The following is a 13828-nucleotide window of genomic DNA, read 5'->3' as shown; positions in this document are numbered from 1 at the left end:
GGGTGGCGGAACCTCAGACGTCTTCTCGCTGTGGGATCCCCGACCTCATGAATGCCAGTCGGGGCTGTCCTCGCCGAGAACCCCGGCGGGGTGGGCACAGCCTGAGAACCCGCGGCGGTGCCGGTCTGCTGGGGTGGGCTATGCGGCTTCGCCGCATGCGACGGCTCGAGACGCGCAAATCGGGCTATCGCGGCGGCCGTTTCCGAACGCGGTGAAAAGATCCGACGACGCGAAAAGACCCCCGCCCGAGGAGAAGGGCGGGGGTCTTCTTCGTTTGGTGGCCGATGCGCCGGTCGCCTCTGCGGCGATTGGCGCGACGCGGCTCCAGCCGAACGGTATTCCGCGAAGGCGGTCATTGAGGCCCGGGGGACACGGGCGCACCGACCAGCCTGTTCAACGGCCGGACCCTCGGCGGTGTTCCGGTCCCGGGTGTGAGTCACCCCTCACTCGATCGAGATCTCGTCCCGACACGCGCCGGTTCGATGCTTGACTCCGGGGGTTCGCCCGCCGGGGCCCTTAGCTTCGAGGCATGGATTTCCACAACGAAGTACGAGTCGGACAGCACATCTACGGAGTCACCGCCAAGGGCGAGCCCGCGAGCGAAGACCAGCCGGCCACCGTCGCGGTGGAGTTCACCGGGGCGGACGCCGACGGCCGCGTCGTGGCCGAGGGCAATCTGCTGATCACGATCGACGGGTTAGTCGACGCGAACGCGTTCCTGGCCCAGACCTTGGACGGCCTGGCCGCGCTGCACGCGCCGTGGGCTACGGGGCGCGGGCGGAGCCGGCCACGACCACCCAACGCCGGTCGGCCGTGGACCGAAGCCGACGGCGAGCGGTTGCGGGAGCGGTGGCTGAGCTCGGTCGGCGAAACCGCGAGCCGGTTGATCGGGGAGCTCGGAGAGGAGTTCGGCCGGACCCGTGGCGCCGTTCGCGCGCAGCTGCCCCGCCTGGGCTGCGACCCGGACGTGCCGGGCCGGGTGCTCGCCGCGGCTTGAGTTCGTCGCGGCAGGAGCGGGTTCGGCGGAATCCGGTGGGGAATGCGGGTTTGTCGGGTGGCGGTGAATTCCTCCGGGGCATCGGAGTCGGTATTCGTCCGGGTATTCCTGGGAATCGATTATGGCGAGAAAGGAGGTGGTGTTCGAGACGTGCGGCGAAGGCGGTCCGCAATTTCGACGGCGACGCGTTGATATGACCCGGTTCGGCTGATTCGCCGTGCTTCGGGTGCCGGGCGGCAAAATGAAGACACCGCCTCGGTGGGGCCCGATGCACGCTGTCGGGGTGCCCACACGAGGCGGTGCCTTGGGAGGCCGCGGCTGACGCCGCCGGCCCGGTTGCCGGGGTGCCCGCACCCCGGCCACCAGCTCAGAGCCGGATCAGCACCGCTCGAAGGTGCTCGCCGGGGAATGCGCGATGGATCCCGTCGAGCTGATCGTCTCGGTGTGCACCCTGACGGTGGCGCCGGAGTTGCACGGTGCCTTCGTGGTCAGGTTGATCTCGGTGCCGCTCTGCGCCAACTCGCCGATCACCTTCGGTGCCGCGTCCTTCTGCTCGACGACGATCCGTACGGTGACCGTCGCGCTGTTCAGGCACCCGACTCGCCCGCCGATGGCGGTCAGGGTGTTGCCGTCACGCGTCGGCTGGTAGGCGAACAGCGCGCAAGCCGGAGCTTGCTGCGCTGCCGCGAGCGCCGGGGCGGTCGGCACGATCGCGAACGCGGCGGCGGTCAACGCGGCGCTGAGCAGGACGGGCGAGTGTCGCATTCGGGGCCTTCTTTCGTGTACCGAATTGCTGACGGGGCAACGAGAAGTCGATCACTCGCCAGGTTTGCTGTCAATTTGGGGCTGGTTCGGGCGCAATCTTTCACCCGAGCGAGTTTCGCAATTAGTTGTGGTGGCGTGCTCTTGTCGTGCCCGCGCGTCCGGGCAGGAGGGATGAGATCGGATTGGATGGCCGCATGAAAAGTGAATTCTTGTCGTTTTGCCGCGGCCGGAGTGGGTTTCGGTCGAGTGTCGGCGGGCGCCGACGCGGACTCGCGCTGCAATATTTGCAATTCCTCTGTTAATGTTGCAGCGCAATCGAAGGGGTGTCGATGTCGAAGACGGTCGCCAAGGCGGTCCACGTGCTCGAAACCCTCGCCGCGGCGCCCAAGACCATCGCGGAGCTGGCGCGCGAGCTCGGCGTGCACAGCTCGACCGCGCTGCGCATGCTGCAGCCGCTGGCCGACGGCGGCCTGATCGCCCGCGGCCCGGACGGCCGGTACCGCCTCGGGTTCCGGCTGGTCGAGCTCGGCCAGCAGGTGCTGGAGGAGATGGACCTGCGCGCCGTCGCCCGGCCGCACCTGATCGCGCTCGCGGACGCCACGCGCTCGACGGTGCACCTGGCGCAGCTGGTGGACGGTCAGATCGTCTACGTCGACAAGATCGACGGCGCGGCGTCGATCCGCACCTGGTCGCGGATCGGCCGGGCGGTGCCGCTGCACACCGCCGCCGCCAGCAAGGTGATCCTGGCGGCGCTGCCCGCCGAACGCCGGGACCGCCTGCTGTCCGCGCACGCCTTCACCCGCTACACCGAGCGCACCATCACCGACGAGACCGAGTTCCGCGACCACCTCGCCGAGGTCGAGCGGCTCGGCTACGCCACCGACCAGGCGGAGTTCGAGCCGCTGGTGCACTGCATCGGCGTGGGGATCCCGGACGCCACCGGGCAGCTCGCGGCCGCCGTCTCGCTGACGACGGTGCGAGCGGACGCCGACCTGCCCGAGCTGGAGCGCCTCCTCGGGCAGGTCCGGGACACGGCGAGCGCGATCGCCGCCGCCCTCGGCCGCTCGGCGAGCTGATCGCGCGCGGCGATCTCGGGTGATCGGAACAACTCGGGGCAACCCGTGACCGTTCCCAGGGGTGTTCGTTACCAGGGTGTTCGGCGTGACCGGGAGGATTGCGATGACCTGGATGATCTACGGAGCGAGCGGCTACACCGGTCAGCTGGTCGCTGACCTGGCGCTCGACCGCGGCGAGCGGCCGGTGCTGGCCGGGCGCGATCCGGGCAAGGTCGCGGCCTTCGCCACGCCGCGCGGCCTGCCCTACCGGGTCTTCGACCTCGCAGACCCGGACGCGGTCGCCGAGGCGCTGCGCGATGTCGACGTCGTGGCGCACTGCGCCGGGCCGTTCTCGGCGACGTCGGCGCCGATGATCGAGGGCTGCCTGCGCGCCGGCGTGCACTACCTCGACATCACCGGTGAGATCGACGTGTTCGAGGCGGTTTTCGCACGCCACGACGACGCCCGGCGTGCCGGGGTGGTGCTGCTGCCAGGCTCGGGCTTCGACGTGGTGCCCACCGACTGCCTGGCCGCGATGGTCGCCGCCGAGCTGCAGACGGCGACGCACCTCGATCTCGCCTTCCACTCCAGCGGTGGGATCAGCGGCGGGACGCTGAAGAGCGCGCTGGAAGGAGCCGCGCTGGGCGGGCGGGCCCGCATCGACGGCGAGGTGCGCGCCGTGCCGATGGCGTGGCGGCGGCGCGAGATCCCGTTCCCGTCCGGGCCGCGCCGGGTCGCCTCGCTGCCCTGGGGCGACGTCAGCACGGCCTACCGCAGCACCGGGATCGGCAACATCACCACCTTCGCGCACCTGCCCGGGCTCACCCGGACCGGCCCGCGCTCGGCCAGGCTGTCGCAGGTCGTGATGGGGTCGCACATCGTGCAGCGGCTGGGCAGGGCGGCGATCGGCGCGGCCGTGCGCGGCCCAGGCCGGGCGACCCGCTCGCGCAGCTGGGTCGAGGTGTACGCGGAGGCGACGGCGCCGGATGGCAAGAGCGTGTCGGCGGCCCTGATCGGCCCGGACACCTACGACCTCACGGCGGACGCGGTGCTCCGCGCGGTCGGCGCCCTGCGCTCCGAGCCGCCGGCCCCCGGCGCCCACACCCCGGCCACGGCGTTCGGCGCGGACTTCATCCGGCGGCTGCACGGCGTCAAGATCATCGAACCGGCCCACCGCTGAGCCGTCCGCACCCGACCAGCGGCGCGGCTCACTCGACGAGGACGCGGAGCATGCCCTCCGGGCCGTCGTCGTTCTCCAGGAACTCCAGGAACGGTCCTTCGCCCGAGACCGGGTGCAGGGATGCGAACTCGGTGCGCTCGCCCGCCAGTTCCATGCCGGTCGCCGCCGCCATGGTCCGGGCGTCCGAGCGCGGATCCGGGGTGTCGACCACGACCGCGGCGACCGGGCCGGTGTTGGCGTAGACCTTGCGCGGTTCGAGCACGCACAGCTCGTTGCCTTCGAGGTCGGCCATCACCACCCACGGCACCTCGCTGCTCTGGTCGATGTCGGCGAACCGGGCGCCGGCGTTGAACAACCGCTCCACGATCCGGTTCTGGTCGTCGTGCGTTTCGCTGCGCAGGTCCAGGTGCACGCCGTTCTTGCCGCTCTTGGCGCGGCCGCTGGCGACGAACCGCAGCGGCACCCCGGGGCCGGTCGGCTGGACGACGAACCCCGACCCCGTGTCGAGCCGCCAGCCGAGCACGTCGGCCCACCACCGCGCGAGCCGCTCCGGCTCCCGCGCCGAGAACTCCACGACGACCGACGCCATGCGGCGAAAGTAAGCGCACTCCCGGGCTTCGCACAACTTCATCCGGGACCGAAAACGGGTGGCGACCGGCCCGCCCGGGGCCTTAGCTTGCGGGCCATGCGGATTCGCGAATCGCACCCCGACGACTGGTCGGCGATCTGGCCGTTCATGCGGGAGATCGCGGCGGCGGGGGAGACGTTCTCCTGGGACCGCGACATCGACGAGCGGCGCGCCAGGCAGCGCTGGTTCCAGCAGCCACCGGGCCGGACGGTCGTCGCCGTCGACGACGGCCGAGTGGTCGGCACCGCGGTGTCCGGCCCGAACCACGAGGGGCCGGCCGCGCACGTCGCGACGGCCAGCTTCATGGTCGACCCCGAACACGCCGGGCGCGGTGCGGGCCGGGCGCTGGGCCGCCACGTCCTGGACCAGGCGCGAGCGGACGGCTTCCGCGCGATGCAGTTCAACGCGGTCGTCGAGACCAACGAACGGGCCGTCGCGCTCTGGCGATCGCTCGGCATGCGGATCGTGGCGACCTTGCCGGAGGCGTTCCACCACCCGGCCCACGGCTACGTGGGCCTGCACGTCATGTACCAGCTGCTCTGAGGCGCGTTTCCGGCCAGCGGGCGGTCAGGTGCTCAGCCCGCGCCGGAGGTCGGCGAGGAGGGTGGGCAGCACCGCTTCCTCTTCGATCGCCCGGGCCGCCGTGCTCATTAGCTCGGACAGCCGCGGATCCCAGGGCGTTTCGAGCGGGACGCCGACGAGGTTGGGCAGGTCGGTGCGGTTCGCCGCGGCCTGGTCGAGCGCCTCGCGGTAGTCGGCCGCGGACATCCGCCAGGGGCGCGCACCGTGGTGCGCCAGGAGCGAACTGGTGATGCTGACGCCCGGCCAGTCGAAGTCGCCGTGGTAGTGCAGAACGGCACCGCAGTCCACGAGGCGCCGCAACAGCGCCCGGGTGACGGTCGAGGGGCGGCCCGACACGCAGACCACGGGATGCGCGATGCCGTCTTCGACGGCCGATTCGAGGACTCGCGGGTTCTCGCACACCGCGATCGCGGTGCCGGGTGCTACGAGGCGGGCCGGAGCGGCGCGCAGGTCTAGGTGGGTCAGATGGGTCGGCAGGCCCTGTGCGGTCCGCTGCCGGACGCCCTGCGACCAGTCGTCCGAGCCGACCAGCGGCAAGGCCCAGCACAGCACGGTCGCGGACACGGCATCGAGCGTGACCCCGCAGCGCTCCCACAAAGCCCGGCGCTCGCGCTCGTTGCCCGGCGTTTCCACGCCGTGCGCCAGCGCGGCCGCCTTGAGCACGACCCGGCTCAACGCCGTGCCGTTGTCGAAAGCATGCGCTCCGCCAACGCTCGCCGCGAGCTCGCTGCGCGACGTCCACGCCTCCGGCGGCTCCGCCAGCGCTAACGCGCCCAGCGCCTTAGCCGCGCTCCGCGCGACGGCGGGTAGCTCGTCGTCGCCGACTCGCCCGTACTGCCGGAGCCACTGCGTCCACGGCTCCGCCCATGCGGCCGTCGCGAGCCCTCGCTCCGCGAGTGCCGCTCGCAGGGTCTCCGCGGTCCGCTCGCGCCGTTCGTCCCGCTCCGCGGCCTCACGTCGCGTCAGCGGTTGCTCGTGCAGGATCTCCAGGGCTTCCGCCAGTCCCAACGCGAACCGGCTCCGCCGGGTCGCTTCGTCCAGTTTGGACAGGCTGATCCGGGTGCCCTGGCCCCACATCGGGCGGCCGTACAGCTCGCCGACGGCTCGCTGGGTTTCGGCGTCGGGAAGCTCCAGCCGGAACGTCGCCGGCGGGCTCGCCACCTCCAGCGCTTCCCGGGCCTTCTCCCACAGCCCGCGCAGCGGCTCAACGCCCCACGCCGCGCGGACGTCGTCCTCGACACTCACGTCAACTCGCCCCCATTTCGCTCGGCAGTATGCGGCGTCACGGACGCCTGCTGACAACCCACCCCCGGGCACGGCTCCGGCTAGGTCCACGGTCACCCGGCATGGGCGCAATTTCGCGAGGAACCGCACCAGTGTCGGGTGATGAGGCCCGCAGCGCTCCGCGGTCACCCGCTCGGTTTGCGCAGGTGGCGCCAACCTTCGCGAGGGATCGACAGCCACCCGGGTGGCCGTCGATTTCTCGCGAAATTGCGCCTGAAGCTCTTCCTCCACGCCCGCGGGGAAGAGCTTCACGACGCCGCATCAACCACCAGAGCCGCGCGAAGATCATCCGTCGGCGCGGTCGAGGGCGGCGCCGTCCCAGGTGGTGTGGGTGCAGGCGATGCCGTGGCCGCTGCGCGGACGCAGCACGTCGTAGATGTGCATCTTCGGGATCTTCGGGGACACGCCCCAGCCGCTCGGCCAGGTGATCAGCCAGTCCATGTCCAGGTCCACCAGCAGGCCGAGCATCCGCGCGATCGTCGGGTCGTCCAGCCGCTCGAACGCCTCGTCCAGCAGCACCAGCCGCAGCGGCCCGCGTCCGTCCGAGGACACGCTGACCGCGTCGTAGAACGCCGCCGCCGCGGCGAACAGCGTCACGTAGGAGATCAGCCGCGTCTCGCCGGAGGACAGCTGCCGCAGCCGCCGGACGCGAGGCTTGCCGTCCGGGCCGGTGTCGCGGACCCGCACCGTGAACGCGAACCACGACCGGTAGTCCAGCGCCCGCGCCAGGATTTCCGCGTAGCCGCCCGAAGTGCTGTCCCGCTCGGACTCGATGAGGTCGGTGAACACCCGGCGCAGCAGCGCGTCCTGGTCGTCGCTGCGGCTGGCGAATGGGGTGCGGACCAGGTCGATGGCCTGTTTGATGTCGTCGCCGAGCGCCGCCGACGGCTGCCAGTCCAGCTGGACGTGCACGCCCTGGCTGGAGCGGGCGCCGTCGAGCACCTCGTTCATCCGCTTGGACAGGTCTTCGGCGATGCCGACCTGGCCGCGCAGGCGCTCCGCGAGGTCGCGGATCAGGTAGTCGGCGAAGATCGACTGGTAGCGCTCGTTGAGATAGCCGCGCTGTTCGCCGAGGCGTTCGCCGACCCGGCGCGCGGCGTCGGCCACCGGCTGCGGGCCCTCCTCACCGGTGACGGTCACGGTGAGCAGACCGTGCTGGTCGGCGGCCGTGATGTCGTAGTTGCCGCTCAGCGAGTGCTGCAGGGTTTGCAGCCGGTTGAGCACCGTGGCCTCCGACGAGCCCCGGCGGTCCGCCTCGGCGAGCACCCGCGCCGCATCGGCCGGGTCGTCCGGCGCGGTCTCGCCGACGTCCGCGGCCGACCACAGGCCCGGGATCCGCACCGCCTGCTGGAAGGCTTCGGTCGCCGACGTCGCATCCTGCTCCCGGCCCGCGAGTTGCGACTGCTTGTGCTCCAGCTGGGTTTCCAACCGCGCCGAGGACTCCCGCAGCGAGCTGATCTTCTCCCGCGCCTGCGGCAGCTGCGTGCGCAGCTCGGCCCGCTCCCGCTCGAAAGCGCCGACCTTGTCGGCGATCTGCTGCGCCTCGCCGCCGACGGCGGAGGTGAGCTCGGCGAGGCCGGTGGCCTGCTCCGCGTACTCGGCACAGCGCTGCTCGGCCTGCGACTCGGCCTCCATCCGGTCGGCCACCGCCGCGTCGTGGTGCAGCGAGAGATCCCGCAGGTCGGTGAGCGTCGGCAGGCAGCGCGACTCGATCGCCTCGCGGAGCGCGTCGATGCCCGCGCGGGCGTCGAGGACGGCGCGGTGGGCGGCGTCGAGCGCCTGCGTGTCGGCGGGCAGGTCGGCTTCGCCCGCCGAGCGCACCAGCTCGGCTTGCGCCGCCTGCCAGCGCTGATCGGCGCTCTCGTGCTGCTCGCGCAGCTGCACGGCCTTCTGGTCGGCGTCCGCGGCGGACTCGATCGCCGTGGTCAGCTTGGCGTGCGCGGTCAGCAGGTCGCTGTCGTCCGGGTAGGACTCGAGGTGCTGCTCCAGCGCCGCGGTGTCCTCGCTCGCCTCGCGATGCCGGCGCTCGGCTTCGCCGGTCTCCGCGCGCAGCCGCGCGAGGTCCTCCTCCAGCTCCGCGATGCGCCGGGCCCGGGCCGCTTCGCGGGCGCCCGCGCCGACGTACTCCGCGGCTTCCTTGCGCCAGGAGCCGGACAACACCCCCGCGCGCCAGGCGCCGGTGACCGACACCGAAAGCCCGGCGCCGCCGTCGATCGACACCGAGGCCAGCAGGGCGGCGACCCGCTCCGGCGACACCGGGCAGTCGGCCTCGGCGGCGGGCGACAGGAGCTCGGCCAGTGTGCCGCCGGAGCCGGGCTCGGCCGGTGCGGCGAGCAGGTCGGCGAGGCCGGGGACCTCGCCCTCCGCGGTGACCCAGGCGTTGAGCAGGCCGCTGGACTGCAGCGCCGCCTCCAGCCCGGCCCGGTCGGATTCGTCCAGCGACGGCTGGAAGTCCACGAGTTCGTAGAAGGCCCGGCCCCGGGCCGTGTCGCGTTCGGCGTCGGCCCAGGCGGGGCGGTTCGGCGTCTGCTCGTGGCCGGCGCGGAGCTCGGCGAGTTCCTGTTCGCGGGACCGGGATTCCGCGTGGAGCTCGGCGATCTCCTGCTCCACCTCGGCGACCTGGCGGCGGGCCTCGTGTAGCTGCGGCTTGGCCCAGCGGCGCGCCTGCTCGCGGGCTTGCCGCGTCGCAGACCGGTCCGCGACGAGGTCCTCCGCCGACGGCGGCTCCGGCAGCTGGTCGTCCACAGTGGATGGCCAGGCCACGGCCCACTTCTGCGCGCGTTCCACCCACACCGCCGCGGCGTCGGTGAGTTCCTGCTGCGCCTGGTTGCGTCGGCCGGCCGCCTCCGTCGAGGTCAGCTGCGCCTGCCGCGCCTGCCGCTGGAGCTCGCCGACCTCGTCCTGCTCGCCGTCCAGCTCCTGGGCCTGCTGGTGCAGCGCGAGCGTCAGCGCCGAACGCTGCCGGGCGACCGCCGAGACCTCCTCGGAAGTTCCCACGGCAGCGCGGAATTCCGCGGCCAGTGCATCGGTGTCCAGCTGCGGCGCGGCGTAGCGGTCGACGGGCAGCGGCTCGGCGTCCGGCTCCGGCGAGGTGCGCACCCGCGCCTGCTCGGACCGCACCTCGGCGGCCGGAATGGCCGGTGGCCGCGGCACCAGCGCCCCGTCCAGCCCCGCCGTCGAAAGCTGCTGCGCGGCGCGGGCCGCGGCCTGCCCGGCCGCCTCCGAATCGCCGGTCAACCGGCGCAGCATGCCGACCACCGACTCAGCCGAGCGGTGCTCTTGAGCGCGGTGCTTGCTCGCCGTGTCGAGCGCGGAAACCGCTGCGGCGCGGGCGCTTTCCACCAGCCGCTCGCGGTCGCGCAGGTTCTGCAGCTCGGAGTACGCCGGGTGGGAGCGCAACGCGTCGATGCTGGATTCCAGCTCCGCCTCGCGCCGTTCGAGTTCGGCGATGGTCTCCTGCGCGCTCTCCCTGTCCCGCTGCTTGCCCGAAACCTGCTTCTCCAGGCCGGTCAGCTCCTTGCGCAGCGCACGCAGCCTGTCCTGCGCGGTGCGCATCGCATCGGCGCGGTCGCGCAGAGCGCCGAAGGCGTAGCCGGAATAGGTGGACAGGAACGCGGTCAGCGCCTTGTCCGCGCCGGTGAGCCGGACGATGTTCTCCCGGATCGACTCCAGGTCGTCGAACGACGTCGCCAGCCGCTCGATCAGGCCCGGGTCCAGCGGCGGCAGCGCGTCCGACAGGATCTGCTCCAGCTGCCCCTCCAGGACCTTCAGGCCGACGTCGGGGTTGCGCAGCGTGCGCTGCAGGTGCAGCAGGTCGCCGTAGCGCGCGGCGGGCACGCCGTAGACCGAGGCGGCGACCTTCGCGCGGAATGCCTGGTCGTCGAGGACGCAGTCGGCGCCGAGCAGTTCGCGCAGCTGCGCCGAACCCAGCGGCACCCGGTCCGCGCCGACCAGGTAAAGGTTGATGCCGACCCGGCGGCTGGTGATGAACCGCCACGAGTCGCTGATCGCCTGCGAGGTCTTCGACGCCTTCACGCCGATTCCGCAGGTGAGAAATTCCTCGCCGCCGTCGGGGGTTTCGCGGTGCAGCTCGATCCAGGCGTAGCCGATCCGGTTCGGCCCGCCCGGGTACTCGTCGAGCATCAGGCGCCGGATGCTGACCGTGTCGAAGCCCTTCGAACCCAGCTGGCGGAGGTCGCCGTCCAGGCACAGCGGCAGCAGCAGCTCCAGGGTGCGGGACTTGCCGGAGCCGTTGGTGCCCTGGAAGATCGCCCGGCCGCCGCCCAGGTCGAAGGTCGTCTCGGCGTACTGCCAGATGTTGACGATCCCGCCGCGGTGCAGCCGCCAGCGGTTGGCAGTGGGCACCGATTCCGTGCTGTCCGCGCTCACCGTTGACCGTCCCCTTGCATCTCGTCGAACACTGTCATCTCGTCGAACAGCGACCAGCCCGGTGGCTCCGGGGCCGCCGGTTCCGGCTCCCGGCCCGGGGCCGGGGTGGCGTCCGGCTGCGGCAGCCAGCGGTGCGCCGCCGGGCTGAGCAGCCATCGGCCGTCGAGCTCCTGCAGCAGGCCGAGCCGGCGCAGCAGCGCGACCACCGAGTGCACCAGCGCCTGGCGGTCCTCGGTGGCCTGCCGGGACCAGGCGGCCGGGTAGGAGTCGACCAGGTCCTGGCAGACGTCGACGAAGTCCTGCCAGGTCACCGGGTGCTTGCCCGCGGCGTCCGGCTCCGCGCGGCCCAGCAGCTCCGGCAGCGCCAGCAGTGCGATGCGCGCGACCGTGCCGGGGCCGGGGAAGACCAGGTCGGTGAGGTAGTCCTCCGGGTCGCAGACCACCACGCCCTCCGCGCGGCACTCGCTGACCAGGCCGAAGAACCGCTCCAGCAGGCGGGATTCGCCGGTCACGTGCTCGCGCAGCCAGGCGGAGTGCTCGGCGGGCAGGTCGGAGTAGAGCACGACCGGGTCCTCGACCAGCCGGCGCCGCACCGCGTGCTCCAGGTTCCGGGGCCCGGCGGCGGAGGCCAGCTCGACCAGCTGCTCGGGACTGTCCGCCTCGGCGAGCGGCCCGGAGATGAGCTGGCCGAGCAGATCGGTGTCGATGGTGATCAGCGCCTCGACGGTGGCCTCCGCGGCCACCGAGCCCTCGGTCTCGGTGATCACGCCGAGCGCCACCAGGTGCCGCAACGCCGCGGTGAGGGCGCGCCGGTCCGCCGGGTCGTCGACCACCTGGATCTCGGCCTCGGCCGCGGCCGCGCGGACATCGCTGACCAGGCGCGACAGCAGCACCTGGCGGCCGATGCCGGTCAGCGCCGCCAGCGTCAGCGCCAGGTACGCGTAGCCGCGCGGCGACAGCGACGCCTCGCCGCGGGTGGCGTCCACGCCCGGCCCGGACTTGTACAGCCGCGCGAAGCGGCGCTCCACCACCAGGCGGTAACCCAGCAACGACGAGAAGATCTCTTGGAGCACGACGCGCTGCCGGTAGATCATCGGCAGCAGGTCGCCGTCCGGGCCACCGGGGCGCAGCAGCGGGCGGCGCAGCAGCACGCGCGCGCAGCGGACCGCGTTCGCCGCGTCGATGTCCGGGAGTTCGTCGAAGGTCGCGATCATCGGGCGGCTCCGGGCAGTGGCTCCGAGGTGTCCGGGATGGCGCCGTCACCGGCGACTTCGAGCACCGTGTCCCGGAGCGTCAAAGTGCCTGCGGCGCTGGAGATCCGAGTCTCCTGGCCCGCTTCGGGGCGGACCGTGACGCGCAGCCGGTGCACCGGGTCGAGCGCCGTTCCCGCGTCGTCGGAGCCATCGCGCTGCGCCATCGCCAGCGTCAGCAGTTCGCACAGCACGCCGAGAGCGTCGGCCGACAGCCGCTGTTCGTCCAGCCGAGAGCTCGCCGCGGCGAGCTCGGCGACCGCGGCGGAGCGCCGCTCGTCGGCCTGCCGGGCCTGCGCCAGCAGGGTTTCCTCGGTCATCGGGTCGTCGAGCACCCGCGAGGTCCGGCCGCGCGCCCCGCGATCTCCGCGGCTGCGCACGCTCACCGTCACGTCGACCACCGGGCCGTCGCGCCACGACACCTTGTCGTTGTCGCTGTCGTAGTCCGGCGCGGGCAGCAGGTGCCGCGCCGAGTGCAGGCCGAACGCGGCCGAATACACCTGGTGGGCGGTGGTTCCGTCGGCGCCGTCGAACCACTTCGCCAGCTTCAGCAGCTCGCCGCGCCGCCCCGGCACCAGCCCGCCGCCGGAGGTGGCGCGCTTGACGCTGGCCAGCAGCGAGCCGATCGCGCGGGCGGTGGCCTCGCGCAGCGCCGCGACCTGGCTCGGGCGGCCCGGCGAGTCGACGAACCAGTCGGTCAGCTCCTGCCAGTCCGCGGCGGTGCGACCCCGCGCCCGCTCCACGTCGATGCCCAGCTGGTCGGCCGGGCCCAGCAGCCGGAGCAGCTCGCCGCGGACGCCGGCCAGCCCGGCCAGCGAACCGGCGATCGTCCCGGTGTGCCGCAGCACGTCCTCGACGACCATCTGGATGTACTCGACCAGCAGGTTGCGGAACCCGGAGATCTCGTCCGGCGCCAGCTGGTGGCGGGTGACGACCTGGCCGAGGTAGGCGTAGAAGTCGCGCACCGTGGCGGCGAGCTCGGCGTGCTGCAGGAACACCGTGGTGACCTGCTCGGCGAGCCGTTCGCGCGCCTGCCGCGCGGGTTTCGCGCGCGGATCGCGGCTCTCGGCGGCCAGGGCCGCCGACAGCGCCTCGCCGATCCCGGACAGGCCGCGGTCGATGGCGGGCAGCAGCTCGCGCGACACCTCGCGGGCGCCCTCGGGAACCCGCAGCAGCGCGTCGACGTCCCGCTGCACGCGGACCGCGAGCTTGCTGACCTGGTAGCGCACGCTGCCGTGCTGGAACTCGGCGATGCTCGACGCGATCGTCTCGCGGCGGCCCACCACCAGGTTGCCCCACTTGACCAGCTGCTTGAGCCGGTCGATCACGGTGTCCACATCGGACTCGCCGGCGGCCACCCGGCCCTCGCGCTCGGCGGCGGCCAGCGCCGCACCCACCTCGCCGGCGGACAGGTCGGCCAGCAGCGTCGAGGTGAACAGCCGCATGATCGCCAGGTAGGTGCGATGCTCGGGCGCCTGTAGATAGGCGAAGAGCTGCAGGCGCTGCCCGCCGTCGCGGGTCTGCTCGGGAGCCTGCGTGGCCGGCGCGTCCGTCGCGGTGGTTCCCGCGACGCCCGCGCGCAGCACGTCGGCTTCGTGGTCCGGGGCCGTCACGGTCCGCCACGATATCCCGTCCCGCCGACACGGCTGGTCACCTGGCATGCGGTGACTGGCCCCACCAGCCCCAGCGGTAGCGTTC

At 72.6% G+C, this 13828-nt stretch carries 10 protein-coding genes; 4 read left to right on the top strand and 6 right to left on the bottom strand.

From position 1 onward, the window contains the following. Positions 1 to 529 precede the first annotated feature (529 nt). Positions 530 to 997 carry a hypothetical protein gene (locus tag BLW84_RS31760; protein ID WP_093272964.1) on the top strand — a complete coding sequence of 156 codons (468 nt, stop codon included), beginning with the start codon at positions 530 to 532 and terminating at the stop codon, positions 995 to 997. A gap of 378 nt (positions 998 to 1375) precedes the next feature. Here BLW84_RS31760 and BLW84_RS31755 read toward each other — a convergent pair whose 3' ends face one another. Then, positions 1376 to 1762, bottom strand: a complete 387-nt coding sequence (locus BLW84_RS31755) for a hypothetical protein (protein ID WP_093272962.1) — start codon at positions 1760 to 1762, stop codon at positions 1376 to 1378. A gap of 329 nt (positions 1763 to 2091) precedes the next feature. On the opposite strand from BLW84_RS31755, the gene BLW84_RS31750 reads away from it, so the two are divergent. Next, positions 2092 to 2838, top strand: coding sequence for an IclR family transcriptional regulator (locus BLW84_RS31750; RefSeq protein ID WP_093272960.1), 747 nt, complete (start codon positions 2092 to 2094; stop codon positions 2836 to 2838). Between the two features lie 85 nt (positions 2839 to 2923). Beyond that, entirely contained in the window at positions 2924 to 3997 is a 1074-nt protein-coding gene (locus tag BLW84_RS31745; RefSeq protein ID WP_245761524.1) for a saccharopine dehydrogenase family protein, read from the top strand. A gap of 28 nt (positions 3998 to 4025) precedes the next feature. Here the strand turns inward: BLW84_RS31745 and BLW84_RS31740 are convergent, their stop codons facing one another. Next, positions 4026 to 4586, bottom strand: coding sequence for a VOC family protein (locus BLW84_RS31740; RefSeq protein ID WP_093272956.1), 561 nt, complete (start codon positions 4584 to 4586; stop codon positions 4026 to 4028). 96 nt (positions 4587 to 4682) lie between these two features. Here BLW84_RS31740 and BLW84_RS31735 point away from each other — a divergent pair, with 96 nt between their 5' ends. Next, positions 4683 to 5168, top strand: a complete 486-nt coding sequence (locus BLW84_RS31735; RefSeq protein ID WP_093273059.1) for a GNAT family N-acetyltransferase — start codon at positions 4683 to 4685, stop codon at positions 5166 to 5168. A 24-nt stretch (positions 5169 to 5192) separates the two neighbouring features. Here BLW84_RS31735 and BLW84_RS31730 read toward each other — a convergent pair whose 3' ends face one another. The 4 genes from BLW84_RS31730 to BLW84_RS31715 all read right to left on the bottom strand — a co-directional run bounded on the left by BLW84_RS31730 (position 5193) and on the right by BLW84_RS31715 (position 13743). Then, a complete protein-coding gene (locus BLW84_RS31730; protein ID WP_093272954.1) occupies positions 5193 to 6452 on the bottom strand; it encodes a TIGR02679 family protein in 1260 nt (419 codons plus the stop codon). 324 nt (positions 6453 to 6776) lie between these two features. After that, positions 6777 to 10880 (bottom strand): TIGR02680 family protein, encoded by a 4104-nt coding sequence (locus BLW84_RS31725; protein ID WP_245761523.1) that lies wholly within the window; start codon positions 10878 to 10880, stop codon positions 6777 to 6779. Beyond that, positions 10877 to 12094 (bottom strand): TIGR02678 family protein, encoded by a 1218-nt coding sequence (locus tag BLW84_RS31720; RefSeq protein WP_093272952.1) that lies wholly within the window; start codon positions 12092 to 12094, stop codon positions 10877 to 10879. Before BLW84_RS31720 ends, BLW84_RS31725 begins: the two co-directional genes overlap by 4 nt. Beyond that, positions 12091 to 13743: a TIGR02677 family protein gene (locus tag BLW84_RS31715; protein ID WP_093272950.1), complete on the bottom strand. Its 1653-nt coding sequence runs from the start codon at positions 13741 to 13743 to the stop codon at positions 12091 to 12093. The genes BLW84_RS31720 and BLW84_RS31715 overlap by 4 nt, the downstream gene beginning before the upstream one ends. Positions 13744 to 13828: the final 85 nt, after the last annotated feature.

This window comes from Saccharopolyspora shandongensis (assembly GCF_900106995.1).
Taxonomy (GTDB): Bacteria; Actinomycetota; Actinomycetes; order Mycobacteriales; family Pseudonocardiaceae; genus Saccharopolyspora; species Saccharopolyspora shandongensis.
The sequence above is the reverse complement of the archived record's forward strand: the minus strand, read 5'-3'. Positions and strand labels throughout refer to the sequence as shown.

Coding starts and splice junctions, on each gene's coding strand:
- BLW84_RS31740 (WP_093272956.1), bottom strand. CDS start 4,586: ATGGCGTCGGTCGTCGTGGAGTTCTCGGCGCGGGAGCCGGAGCGGCTC.
- BLW84_RS31760 (WP_093272964.1), top strand. CDS start 530: ATGGATTTCCACAACGAAGTACGAGTCGGACAGCACATCTACGGAGTC.
- BLW84_RS31755 (WP_093272962.1), bottom strand. CDS start 1,762: ATGCGACACTCGCCCGTCCTGCTCAGCGCCGCGTTGACCGCCGCCGCG.
- BLW84_RS31720 (WP_093272952.1), bottom strand. CDS start 12,094: ATGATCGCGACCTTCGACGAACTCCCGGACATCGACGCGGCGAACGCG.
- BLW84_RS31750 (WP_093272960.1), top strand. CDS start 2,092: ATGTCGAAGACGGTCGCCAAGGCGGTCCACGTGCTCGAAACCCTCGCC.
- BLW84_RS31735 (WP_093273059.1), top strand. CDS start 4,683: ATGCGGATTCGCGAATCGCACCCCGACGACTGGTCGGCGATCTGGCCG.